We start from the raw sequence: 11,686 nt of genomic DNA, 5'->3' as shown, positions 1-11,686 counted from the left end.
GGCGTGCTTACTGGATACCCAGCAGCTCTACGTCAAAGATCAGCACAGATCCCGGCGGGATTTTGCCCGCGGCGCGGTCGCCGTAGGCGAGGTTGGCGGGGATGTAGAAACGGGTCTTCTCACCTTCCACCATCAGCTGTACCCCTTCGGTCCAGCCGGAAATCACCTGATTGAGGCCAAACTCGATGGGCTCGCCACGGGCGACCGAGCTGTCAAAGACGGTGCCGTCCAGCAGCTTGCCCTCGTAGTGCACCTTCACCTTGCTGGTGGCGGTGGGGTGAACGGTGCCGGTACCCGGGATCAGCACTTCGTACTGCAGGCCGGAGGCGGTGGTGGTCACCAGCGGTTTGTCCTTGTTGCTGGCGAGGAACTCGGCGCCAATTCGCACGTTGTCGGCCGCCAGCTTTTTGTTGTTGCTGCTGGAGTAGAAGTAGTAGGCCACACCGGCAATGAGCAGCGCGATCAGTATGAATTTCATCGGTTTTTCCTGTTCCATGAAATGTAAAAAGTGCAATAAAGGCGCCATCTTATCGCGCACCGCCTCTGATGGCGAGCCACAGGGCGGGAGGATGTGAGCGGGCAGGCAAAGCAGGGTGACGCAGACGTAAAAAGGGGCGAGTCGGTGACTCGCCCCTTGTCATGGCGCCAGCGCTTACTTGGCAGCCACCATCATCAGGGCGGGCAGGGCGAAGAAGAGACCCGCCACATAACCCAGTGCCAGCAGCTTGTTCTCGCTGCCTACCCGGGCCAGCCCCTCGGCGGCGCGTACCGGCAGGTCACGCAGCAAGGGGATGCCATAGATGAGTACCACGGCGAAGACGTTGAACAGCACGTGTACCAGCGCTATGGTCAGGGCCAGCTGGGCACCGGCTCCGCTGATGGCGGTGGCAGCCAGCAGGGCGGTGATGGTGGTGCCGATATTGGCCCCCAGCGTGAAGGGGTAGAGCTGGCGGGTGCTGAACACGCCGCCGCCGGCCAGCGGGATCATCAGGCTGGTGGTGGTGGAGGAGGACTGCACCATGATGGTCACCAGCGCACCCGAGGTGATGCCAGTCAGCGGGCCACGGCCCAGCGCCTTGTGCAACAGCTCTTTGGCACGGCCAACCAGCACTTGCTGCAGCACTTTGCCGAGCCAAGTGACGCAGGCGAGGATCAGCAGGATACCGATGACGATGGTGGCGATGGCGGCACCCTTGCCCGGCAGGAAGGCGACGGCGCTGTCGATCAGCTGCTGGGCCGGTGCGGTCAGCGGCTTCATGAAATCCATCCCCTTCATCGACATGTTGGCGGAGCCTACCAGCAGGTTGGCCAGCCACTCGGCGCTCTGTTGCAGCAGACCGAACATCAGCTCCAGCGGCAGGAAGATGAACACCGCCAGCAGGTTGAAGAAGTCGTGTACGGTGGCGGCGGCGAAGGCGCGGCGGAACTCGTCGCGATCCCGGATATGGCCCATGGAGACGATGGTATTGGTGATGGTGGTACCGAGGTTGGCCCCCATCACCATGGGGATGGCCATGCCGATGGGCAGGCCGCCAGCCACCAGACCGACGATCACCGAGGTGACGGTGCTGGAGGATTGCACCAGCGCGGTGGCCAGAATACCGAGCAGCAGGGCGACAAAGGGGTTGTTGGCAAAGGCGAAGATCTGGGCTGCGCCCTCGGCGCCGCCGGAGAAATCTTTGAAACCGTGGGAGATGGCGCCCACGGCGACCAGGATCAGGTAGACCAGTACGATGACACTCATCCAGTTGAACAGGGCGCGGGTCGCGGGCGGCTGTGACAAAGCGTGATGGTGTTGCATAAAGCCTCTTGGGACGGTCGTTCCGTCTTGGGTAGTTGATGACCCGCGCATTTAAGCAGTGGTAAATGACAGAAATATGACAAAGTGACACTTTTATGATGGTTTTATGACGCACGCATTGCCCGAATAGAGGGGATATAACCAGTGGGATACCTGAGCATTTGGTTGTCATTTGAGTTTGGCAATTCGTAAGTTCGGTACAGGATTTTTGCATCTTGGCTGGTGGAACAGTGTGAGGCTCTTGAGTGTCCTGTGATTTTAATCACAAATGTCAGACGTGTGGGTTGTCATCCATCTGCTTTGGGTAGAACGTTATAGTAGAACGTTGCACTAAAGTTGTGCACTCACCGAATTACCTCCCACACCAACAGATATGTGTCAGCACATCAGAAGCAGAGTATGGAATTACTGAACAGGGTCAGGATGGCGTTCGCCAAGCTATCGATGATTGGGCGAGCCCTGATGTTGCCCATTTCGTTGTTGCCTGCGGCAGGACTGTTGCTGGCATTCGGGTCCCGATTCGACATGCCACTGATGATGCGTGCTGGCGGGGTTATTTTTGATAACCTGCCGCTGCTGTTTGCGATTGGTTCGGCGGTGGGGTTGGCGGCAGAGTCCGGGATTGCCGCACTTTCTGCGGCGGTATCCATGCTGATTATCAATACCACTATCAGCACTCTGCTCGGTATTACACCGGAGATGGCAGCATCCGGCGGCCGTTACGCCATGGTTATCGGGATCCCCACCCTGCAGATGGGGGTTTTCGGCGGTCTCATATCAGGTATCTTGGCTGCGTGGTGCTACAACCGTTTCCATACTATGCAACTGCCTGAATTTTTGGGTTTTTTTTCCGGGAAACGCTTTGTGGCGATCGCTACCGCTTTTCTGTCCTTCGCGCTGGGTCTGCTGCTGCCCTGGGTGTGGGGGTACGTACAATCCGGTATTGATGCGCTCTCTCTGCTAGTGAACGGTGACAACCAGGCACTGTCGACCTTTATATTCGGTACGGTTGAGCGCGCCTTGATCCCCCTTGGATTGCACCATGTCTGGTACCCCTCGTTCTGGTACACCTTTGGTGAGTACACATCGAACGCAGGCCAGGTGATCCACGGTGATCAGACCATCTGGTTCAAGATGCTTGAAGACGGGGTGACCAGTTTCAGCACAGATACCTATCATAATGCGGGCAAGTTTATGCAGGGGGAGTTCCCGCTGATGCTGTGTGCGCTGCCAGCGGCGTGTCTGGCCATGTATCACGAGGCTTATACTAAAAATCGCAAAATTGCGGCCGGTATCCTCTTTTCGGCGGCATTGACCAGCTTCCTGACCGGGATCACTGAGCCGGTGGAGTTCACCTTTATCTTCGTGGCACCGATCCTCTATGTCTTCAATGCCCTGATGGCAGGGGTCGCCTATATGAGCATGTATCTGTTGCATGCCCACATTGCTAAGTCCTTCTCGGCAGGGCTGATTGACTACATCTCATTTGGTATTTTGCCGGGTCTCAACGGGTTCGAGACCAATTTCCTGATGGTGTTTGTGGTAGGCATTCCGATGGCGTGCATTTACTATCTCACCTTCCGTTATGTAATCCGTCATTTTGATGTCAAAACGCCGGGTCGAGTGGCGGTGGTCAATAGTATCGAAGGGAAATCTGATCAGGAGCTGGCAAGTGACATCGCGCAGCTGATCGGTGGTGTGGAGAATATTCGTCAGGTCGGTGCGTGTATTACCCGTCTGCGTCTTGAGGTGGGCAGTGGTGAACTGGTCGACAAGGAAGGGCTGAAATCCCTGGGCGCGAGAGGTGTCGTCTTTGTCGGGGATGAGGGAATTCAGCTTGTCTTCGGGGCACGCGCCCAGTTTATTGCCAAAGCGATGGAGTCGCTGAGCGCTTGATATCATCCGGGCCCTCCTGCGTTGAGGGCCCGGTTTCGTTTTGTTAAGGTAGCCAGCGTTCGGGCTCGTACGGGATCTCATTGTGGCAAAAGTAAGTATCGTGGATGTGGCGAAGGCAGCCGGAGTCTCGGTGTCGACCGTCTCGCTGGTGCTGCGCAAAAAAGGGCATATCTCGCCTGCGACGATAGAGAGGGTACAGCACTCCATTGGCGAGCTTGGCTACATTTACAACCAGTCTGCCGCCAACCTGCGCAGCCAGAAGAGCAACCTGGTCGGGTTGCTGTTTGATCAGCTCGAGAGCGATTTTTCCATCAAAATCCTCAAGAGCCTTATTCAGTCGCTTGAAAAAAAGGGCTTTACCGTCATGGTCAAGACAGCTCTGTTTCAAGCAGACTCGCTTGGTTTAGCGCTCAATGAATTCAAGGTGCAGCATGTGGCGGGGGTGCTGCTGGTGGCGGCGGGGCAGTTTGATGAGGCGATGGCGCAGCAGTTGGCCTCTGCGGATCTGCCGTATCAGGTCATTGCCAGCCAGGGCGGAGAGGGGATGAGCGATATCATCGTCTGTGATCACTACAGCGATGGTTTAACCCTGACCCGCTTCCTGCTCGACATGGGGCACGTTACGACCCTGCTGTTTGGTGGTGAACCCGGCGATACCGTCTTTAACGAACGCGCGGCGGGTTATCGTGCAGCCTATCGGGAGCGCGGTATACCGGAGCGAAAGGCCCATATCATCACCTCGGATACGGATCTGGTTGGCCAACGTCAGCGGCTGGAGTCGGTCCTGCGTTCGGATAACGGTATTTCGGCTCTGATCTGTCATACACCCGCGGCGGCCATGCTCGCTGCCCAGTGCATCCTCAAGCTAGGGTATGGGATCGGTAAGGATTTTATTCTGGCTCAGCAGAAATATGTGGCCTGCTTTCAGGAAGTTGATCGACTCTCCAGTTCGGTAATGGATCTCTCATACGTTTTGCTGCCGCTGGAGGCAATGACCCATCAGGCGGTGCGTCAGCTCATCAAACGCATCGAGACGGGCTCCCCTCAGCCGCACGGCACCTTTGCCGGGGATCTGATCTGCTGAGGATTGTGCTGAAACCTCGCTGTACCTGGCTCGTTTGCACGTTGAGTGAGATTGTGGATGGGTGTTTGAGTTGGCCTTGGCTGCGGTGACACAGAATGACGGATATCGACGATTATCCGGTCGCCCGGGGGCTATCGGCACAATAAGGCTTGTGATCCCGGTACGGGACGCTATGCTGCGGCGTTTCTTTTTAGTCGTGGAGTAATAAGCGTGATGCGAGCATGGGTTCTCTCTCTTTCCCTCGGGTTGTTGTCGGTCGGTGTGCAGGCCAAGTCAGTGCTGCAGCCGGATTGTAATCTGGACAAAGCGCTGAAGAACGAGGCGATGGGTGCCTCCGTCGGCGTCAAGGGGCGTTGTGATACCGAGATGCTGATGCGTCAGCAAAAAGAGAAGGCGAAGGATGAGCTGAAAAATGGCACCGCCGATCTGCGTGACAAGGCGAGCGACAGCGTGCAGGGTGCCCGTGATGACGTTAAATCGACCCAGCGTCAGGCCGACAAGGCCCAAGATCAGCTCAAGCAAGTGAACAAGGATGTTAAAGCGGTTGCCAATGATCCGCTCAAGGCGGCAGCAACTGCGGTGATCAACAAGAGTTGATCACACTCTCCCCTTACGCGCTGTAGCGAGTAAGGGCAGTCACTCGGTGAGATAGCGCCGGTGAAATAACAGAAGGGGAGCCATGGCTCCCCTTCTGTGTATCCGTTATCCGCGCGGGATCAGGCGTCAGCCGCTTCCTCGTACTGACGGAACGGGATGCGGAACACCGCCAGACGCAGGAACAGATAGGTCACACCCAGACCGGCCCAGATCAGACCCAGCTCGAGGGAGCTCTGCTCCAGGTTGATCCACAGGGCGCCGATGGTGGCAGCGCCGAGCAGCGGCAGCAGCAGGAAGACAACGTGATCCTTGATGGTCTTGTTGCGCTTCTCGCGTACCCAGAACTGACCGATCACCGACAGGTTGACGAAGCTGAACGCTACCAGCGCCCCGAAGTTGACCAGCGCCAGCGCGGTATCCAGATCAAACGACACGGCGGAGAGGGCCAGACCGCCCACCATCAACACGTTGATGGCCGGGGTGCGGTATTTCGGGTGGATGTAGCCAAACACCCGCTCCGGGATCATCCGGTCACGACCCATCACGTAGAGGATGCGCGAGACACCGGCGTGAGCCGCCATGCCGGAGGCCAGTACCGCGACTGTGGTGCAGACCAGTACCACGGACTGGAAGAAGGTGCCGCCAACGTAGAGGGCGATCTCCGGCAGTACCGCATCCGGATGCTGGAAGCGGGAGAGGCTCGGGAAGTAGAGCTGCAGGCAGTAGGAGACCACGACGAAGATGATGCCGCCGATCAGGGCCGTCAGCACGATCGCCTTGGGGATCACCTTGCCAGCGTTCGGGGTCTCTTCGGAGAGGGAGCTCAGACCGTCAAAGCCGAGGAACGAGAAGCAAAGGATGGTCGCACCGGTAAAGAGCGGCACCATCTGGGCTGACTCGACGTGGAACGGACGGCTGCTCATCAGGGTGCCAGCGCCCTCACCATGATAAATACCCCATGCCATCAGGCCGATGAAGAGGGTGATGATGGCGAGCTGGATCACCACGATTAGCCCGTTGAAGTTGGCCACCAGATTGATGCCGCGCAGGTTCAGCAAGGTCATCACGGTCACCAGACCGAAGATGAAGATCCAGGGCTCGACGCCCGGGAACATGGCGGTCAAATAGATCTTGGCCAGCAGAATGTTGATCATCGGCATGAACATGTAGTCGAGCAGGGATGACCAGCCGACCATGAAACCGACGTAGGGGTTGAATACTTTCTGGGCATAGGTGTAGGCAGAACCCGCAGAAGGGAACTTGCGTACCAGATGACCATAGCTGAGGGCGGTGAGCAGGATGCCACCCAGTGCCAGTAGATAGGCGGTGGCGACCCGGCCATCGGTGATGTCACCGACGATGGCGAAGGTGTCGAACACAGCCATGGGGGTCAGATAGGCCAGACCCATCACAATCACTTGTGTCAGGGTAAGGGTCTTGAGCAGCTTGGCGTTTTGCGATGCCATTACGCTTTCTCCTCAATCAGTGCCGCAGCACGTGCTTGCAACGAGCGCAGGGATACGATGGATTCGCACACCTGTACATCAAGGGCGCCGGGGTGGCGCATACCGGGCTGTACCGGCAGGAAAGCATTAAAACGCCCCATGGTTATCCTCTCAACGTCGGGAGATTGTTTGGCAATCTCGAATATCACTTCCGGAAATATTCCGGCCTCTTGTGGTGGGTTTGTACTGCACTTCAAAAATACAAAAACCGATGTCGCAGTGAACATCGGTCCTTTATTGGCGGCGTATTTTGCATTCGTGATGCCCCCTTGACAAGCAATTAAAGGCGCTAAAACGCATTTATTTGCATAAAGGGGTGGCAGGTAAGTGATCACTATCCCGCTGTGGCTGCCGGTGCGCCTTGCGGCTCTTTTTGGGGTAAAAACAGGATGGTCAGAGAGGGGGTGAAAAACCGGCAAATCGTCGCTGCAGGGTGCATTACGCCTGAATATTGATCCGGATCATATTTGCCATGATCCCCTGATATATGAGTCCCGTTATCGAGTGGTCGGGCAGGGTCAGCCAAGGGGGATAAAGGGCGGATAAGAAACCTGAATAGTTAGTCACATTAGTGACTGCGCGTATGGCATGCTTCTGCCAAAACCAGCTAATAACGAGACGGCGCAACGGGCTGTTATTTGAAATAAATCACACTTTGAGACAAACCCAAAGAGCCTGCCGGCTCTTCGGGAGTCGCGATAAACCCATGGCTGGTCATGGAGAGCTGATCTGAGCTGAGCGGAGCATGGCCATTCAAGTCGGCGATGCTGGCTGTCTCTCGTATCAGGCCATGATATCCAGCTGGGAGCCTTTGCGTTTTTCTTCACCAACCATACTACCCATCTGTTGACCGAGGGGGCTCTGCTGGAATTGCAGATAGTCGCTCACGTTCTGCTGGCGCTGGTAGCGATGTGCGGTCTGATAGATATCGCTGGTGCTCGGGGCAGCGCTGTCGCCGGTCTCTTGTCCGCTCGCTTGCAAGTAACGATTTATCGCCGCTTTATCCTGCTGGTGGGCGGTGTAGGAGACGGCCATGGTTCTGCGGGCGGTTGCCTGTTCCTCGCTCTGCGCCTTCACCTCATCCTTTTTGGCCAGCGCTTCATTGCGGGCTTTATTGATCTGCTCGGGTGTCACATCGGGGTAGGAGGGGTATTTGCTGTAATCGGGCAGTGGCATGGGCTGGGAGGTGATCTGCATGGGGGCTCTTCTCTTCTGAACAGGAACGGCCGCATGATACGTGGCCGGTTTCGTTCAACAAAGCACCACTTGCCGGTCCATCAAGAGTAGGTTCAGCTTCGCGAATAGATTGTTAATTGAACAGTGGCGGAGCAATAAAAAAGGCGCCAAAAGGCGCCGTTCATATGGTTCAACCACAGCCTGATCAGCTAAAGAACCAGTAACCGCGATTGACCAGACGGGTCAGCAGTTGCAGGAAGCCGGCCTGATCGGCCAGCTCGACCATATCAGCCTGAGTGATGATGTCTTTATCACACAGCAGGGAGATGGCAGCTGCATCCTCGCTCGGCAGGGTCCAGGCTTCGCCGTCGATATAGCACTGCTGGCTCTCGCCGCTGAACCAGACGCTGCGCAGGCCCGGTACCTTGATAGCAGGCTCGCCCTGGGTCAGCAGATCGGCCACTTCCTCGGCGCTGTAGTCCGGCTCGACCGGATTGACGTCCAGATCGTGCTTGGCCTCGGAGATCATGGCGCCGAACCACTCCTTGAACAGGGTCTCGTCATCGAGGGCCTGCTGCATCAGCTCGCGCAGACGGTGCAGTTCATGGGACTGGATCTCGCCGTGACGGGCACGGGGCTTGAGGTCCGGGTCGCTGTAACGCTCGGTACGCACCTCGTTGTCGATCAGGTGATCGGCAAAGGAGGAGATCAGCGCCTTGGCGTCCGGCGCGCGGAAACCGACCGAGAAGTTCATGGAGGGCTCGATGGCGTAGCCTTCGTGGGGGAATCCTGGCGGAATGTAGAGGATATCGCCCGGCTCCATGATGACGTCGATGATCGCCTCGAAGGGCTCGCAGTGCAGCAGGGCGGCGTGGGCAGCAAATTCGTTCAGTGGCAGCGCATCGCCAACCCGCCAGTGACGCTTGCCCAGACCCTGGGTGATAAACACATCGTAGTGATCGATGTGGGGGCCGACACCCGCGTGCGGGGTGGAGAAGCTCACCATCACATCATCCAGCCGCCAGCCGGGGATGAACTGGAACGGCACCGCCAGTTCGTTCACCTCGGGCGCCCAATGGTTGCAAGCCTGTACCAGAATGGTCCAGTTCTCTTCGCCCAGATGGTCGTAGGATTCGAAGGGGCCGTGGGCAGCATCCCACTTGCCATCAAAACGGGTGACCAGGCGGGATTCTACCACCTCTTCCATGGCCAGACCTGCCAGCTCGTCCGGGCTGATGGGATCCTGAAAGTCTTTGAAGCCGCCCTTGATAAGGAGCGGGCGCTTCTGCCAGTAGTGCTCAAGGAAGTGAGCGATATCCAGATTGAGTTCGTACATAGATCTTCTCGTCAAAGGGTTCGACAAAGGGTAAGAGAGGTCTTGCCAGAGGCGGCTGCCGACCTCGGGCAAGCCCTCTTGCAAAGGGTGTATAGGGTGCCACATAAAATAACCGGGGCCCTGTTGCAGATCATGCACAGGGCCCCGGTCGTGTTACTTATCCGCTTATTTCAGCAGGTCAACCAGACGCTGGGCGTCACCAATGTAGTTGGCCGGGGTCAGCTTCTTCAGCTCCACCTTCACTGCTTCTGGCAGTTCGAGGGTGTCGATAAAGGTACGCATCCCTTCGGCATCGACGCGGCGACCACGGGTCAGCTCTTTGAGCTTCTCGTAGGGCTTCTCGATGCCGTAGCGGCGCATCACGGTCTGGATCGGTTCGGCCAGCACTTCCCAGTTGGCGTTCAGGTCAGCGGCCATGGCATCGCTGTTGGCTTCCAGCTTGGAGATACCCTTGAGGGTCGCCTGATAGGCGATCAGCGAATAGCCCACCGCCACACCCAGGTTGCGCAGCACGGTTGAGTCGGTCAGATCACGCTGCCAGCGGGAGATGGGCAGCTTGCTCGCCAGATGCTGGAACACGGCGTTGGCCAGACCCAGATTGCCTTCGGAGTTTTCGAAGTCGATGGGGTTGACCTTGTGCGGCATGGTGGAGGAGCCAATTTCCCCCGCGATGGTGCGCTGCTTGAAGTGACCCAGTGAAATGTAACCCCACACATCGCGGTCAAAATCGATCAGGATGGTGTTGAAGCGGGCCATGGCGTCGAACAGCTCGGCAATGTAGTCGTGCGGCTCGATCTGGGTGGTGTAGGGGTTCCAGGTCAGGCCGAGGGAGGTTACGAACTCCTCGGAGAACTGGTGCCAGTCCACATCCGGGTAGGCGCTGATGTGGGCGTTGTAGTTGCCGACCGCACCATTGATCTTACCGAGGATCTCCACCGCCATGATCTGCTTGAACTGGCGCTCCAGACGGTAGGCGACGTTGGCCATCTCCTTGCCCATGGTGCTCGGGGTCGCCGGCTGGCCGTGGGTGCGGGAGAGCAGCGGCATGTCACGGTACTCGTGAGCCAGACGCTTGAGCTCGCTGATCAGCTTTTCGCAATAAGGCTTGATGACCTCTTCGCGGGCAGTTTTCAGCATCAGACCGTGGGAGTTGTTGTTGATGTCTTCCGAGGTGCAGGCGAAGTGGATAAATTCGCTGACAGCCGCCAGCTCCGGGTTCACTTCGACTTTCTCTTTGAGGAAGTACTCCACCGCTTTCACATCATGGTTGGTGGTGCGCTCGATCTGTTTGATGCGGGCGGCGTCACTCTCGTTGAAGTTGCTGACGATGCCGTCGAGCAGGGCGTGGGCGGCCGCGCTCAGGGCAGGGACTTCCGGGATCCCGGCGTGGCTGGCCAGTTTTTGCAACCAGCGCACCTCGACTTCGACGCGAAAACGCAGCAGGCCGAATTCGGAGAAGATAGGGCGCAGGGCATCGGCCTTGTCGCCATAACGACCGTCAATCGGGGAAACAGCAGTCAGCGCGGACAGCTCCATGGGGTGAACTCCTGATGATTTGTGTGGGGGATCCATATCCACTCGCGCGTGGGGCTGAGTTGTCATCAAGGCTGATGTGCGGCTGTTCACCCTGATGTCGACCTCGCTTGCCCGCGCGCGAGCCGATGATTAGTAACGTTTGGCCAGCTCCACCATCTTCTTGCGAGCGAAGATGATCTGGGTGCGGCTGCCACCGAGCTGACGCCACAGCACGCAGGCACGAATGCCCGCCAGCAGCAGGGCGCGCACCTTGTGCTGCACCAGCGGTTGCTGCAGGAACAGCGGGGTACCCGCCACCTGGATGCGTGGCCCGATGGGGCTGATAAGATCGCTGTAGATGCTCGCCATGTTGGCCAAAATCTGCTCGTCGAGCAGATCGAAGTGCTGTTGCTGGCGGCCAATCTGGCTGATCCGCTCACCCAGCATATTGAGAATGTCCTTGCGCTTGGCCAGCTTGCGCTCCAGCGCAATCAGGCTCACCACATAGCGGGTCAGCTCGGCATTCTTCTGGCTGCCGTCGGCACCCAGCTGCTCGACCAGCGCGCGGTAGCCGTCGCGAATGGCCAGATGGGTGTTGTTGAACACCTCGAGCGGCTGGCTCGGGTTGGTCACCAGAATGCTGGAGAGGCTCTCGCGCAGGGCGGCCTCGTCACAGCTGCCGTCTCGGGCCACCTTCTGCACCAGATACGCGGCCTGGCAGATGCCGGCAAAGGCCATTGTTCTGTCTTGGAATTTATCGCTCACGTCTGCTGCCT

Annotated in this window: 11 protein-coding genes; 3 read left to right on the top strand and 8 right to left on the bottom strand. The window is 57.8% G+C overall.

Translation table 11 applies throughout. The features are described from left to right. Window positions 1–7: 7 nt before the first annotated feature. Together BN4575_RS00725 and BN4575_RS00720 are read right to left on the bottom strand one after the other, a co-directional pair. Window positions 8–478: an FKBP-type peptidyl-prolyl cis-trans isomerase gene (locus BN4575_RS00725; RefSeq protein ID WP_068976737.1), complete on the bottom strand. Its 471-nt coding sequence runs from the start codon at window positions 476–478 to the stop codon at window positions 8–10. Window positions 479–652: 174 nt separating this feature from the next. Further along, on the bottom strand, window positions 653–1,801 hold the full coding sequence (locus BN4575_RS00720) for a sodium:phosphate symporter (RefSeq protein ID WP_068976736.1): 1,149 nt from the start codon (window positions 1,799–1,801) through the stop codon (window positions 653–655). A 399-nt stretch (window positions 1,802–2,200) separates the two neighbouring features. Here BN4575_RS00720 and BN4575_RS00715 point away from each other — a divergent pair, with 399 nt between their 5' ends. The 3 genes from BN4575_RS00715 to BN4575_RS00705 all read left to right on the top strand — a co-directional run bounded on the left by BN4575_RS00715 (window position 2,201) and on the right by BN4575_RS00705 (window position 5,378). Then, on the top strand, window positions 2,201–3,697 hold the full coding sequence (locus BN4575_RS00715; RefSeq protein ID WP_068976735.1) for a PTS transporter subunit EIIC: 1,497 nt from the start codon (window positions 2,201–2,203) through the stop codon (window positions 3,695–3,697). 82 nt (window positions 3,698–3,779) lie between these two features. After that, window positions 3,780–4,781 carry a LacI family DNA-binding transcriptional regulator gene (locus BN4575_RS00710; RefSeq protein WP_083220972.1) on the top strand — a complete coding sequence of 334 codons (1,002 nt, stop codon included), beginning with the start codon at window positions 3,780–3,782 and terminating at the stop codon, window positions 4,779–4,781. A 213-nt stretch (window positions 4,782–4,994) separates the two neighbouring features. Further along, window positions 4,995–5,378: a hypothetical protein gene (locus tag BN4575_RS00705; RefSeq protein WP_068976733.1), complete on the top strand. Its 384-nt coding sequence runs from the start codon at window positions 4,995–4,997 to the stop codon at window positions 5,376–5,378. Window positions 5,379–5,497: 119 nt separating this feature from the next. Here the strand turns inward: BN4575_RS00705 and BN4575_RS00700 are convergent, their stop codons facing one another. The 6 genes from BN4575_RS00700 to hflD form a co-directional block, all read right to left on the bottom strand. Then, on the bottom strand, window positions 5,498–6,844 hold the full coding sequence (locus BN4575_RS00700; protein WP_068976732.1) for an APC family permease: 1,347 nt from the start codon (window positions 6,842–6,844) through the stop codon (window positions 5,498–5,500). Next, the gene (locus BN4575_RS21585) at window positions 6,844–7,302 is read right to left on the bottom strand and encodes a hypothetical protein (RefSeq protein ID WP_141689679.1); all 459 of its coding nucleotides are present in this window, start codon (window positions 7,300–7,302) and stop codon (window positions 6,844–6,846) included. The genes BN4575_RS00700 and BN4575_RS21585 overlap by 1 nt, the downstream gene beginning before the upstream one ends. A gap of 364 nt (window positions 7,303–7,666) precedes the next feature. Beyond that, window positions 7,667–8,080, bottom strand: a complete 414-nt coding sequence (locus BN4575_RS00690; RefSeq protein WP_068976730.1) for a hypothetical protein — start codon at window positions 8,078–8,080, stop codon at window positions 7,667–7,669. A gap of 184 nt (window positions 8,081–8,264) precedes the next feature. Continuing rightward, on the bottom strand, window positions 8,265–9,395 hold the full coding sequence (locus BN4575_RS00685) for a ribosomal protein uL16 3-hydroxylase (protein ID WP_042020215.1): 1,131 nt from the start codon (window positions 9,393–9,395) through the stop codon (window positions 8,265–8,267). Between the two features lie 165 nt (window positions 9,396–9,560). Next, window positions 9,561–10,931, bottom strand: a complete 1,371-nt coding sequence (purB, locus tag BN4575_RS00680; protein WP_068976729.1) for an adenylosuccinate lyase — start codon at window positions 10,929–10,931, stop codon at window positions 9,561–9,563. Window positions 10,932–11,060: 129 nt separating this feature from the next. After that, complete coding sequence (gene hflD, locus BN4575_RS00675) at window positions 11,061–11,675, bottom strand: high frequency lysogenization protein HflD (RefSeq protein WP_005334622.1); 615 nt, start codon at window positions 11,673–11,675, stop codon at window positions 11,061–11,063. Between the last annotated feature and the right edge of the window lie 11 nt (window positions 11,676–11,686).

Origin of the sequence: Aeromonas sp. EERV15, assembly GCF_900079845.1 — a bacterium.
In the GTDB taxonomy this organism is placed as follows: Bacteria; Pseudomonadota; Gammaproteobacteria; order Enterobacterales; family Aeromonadaceae; genus Aeromonas; species Aeromonas sobria.
Note: the sequence above shows the minus strand (reverse complement) of the source record. Positions and strands in the feature narration are given on the sequence as shown.

Coding starts and splice junctions, on each gene's coding strand:
- BN4575_RS00725 (WP_068976737.1), bottom strand. CDS start 478: ATGAAATTCATACTGATCGCGCTGCTCATTGCCGGTGTGGCCTACTAC.
- BN4575_RS00720 (WP_068976736.1), bottom strand. CDS start 1,801: ATGCAACACCATCACGCTTTGTCACAGCCGCCCGCGACCCGCGCCCTG.
- BN4575_RS00715 (WP_068976735.1), top strand. CDS start 2,201: ATGGAATTACTGAACAGGGTCAGGATGGCGTTCGCCAAGCTATCGATG.
- BN4575_RS00705 (WP_068976733.1), top strand. CDS start 4,995: ATGCGAGCATGGGTTCTCTCTCTTTCCCTCGGGTTGTTGTCGGTCGGT.
- BN4575_RS00700 (WP_068976732.1), bottom strand. CDS start 6,844: ATGGCATCGCAAAACGCCAAGCTGCTCAAGACCCTTACCCTGACACAA.
- BN4575_RS00690 (WP_068976730.1), bottom strand. CDS start 8,080: ATGCAGATCACCTCCCAGCCCATGCCACTGCCCGATTACAGCAAATAC.
- BN4575_RS00685 (WP_042020215.1), bottom strand. CDS start 9,395: ATGTACGAACTCAATCTGGATATCGCTCACTTCCTTGAGCACTACTGG.
- purB (WP_068976729.1), bottom strand. CDS start 10,931: ATGGAGCTGTCCGCGCTGACTGCTGTTTCCCCGATTGACGGTCGTTAT.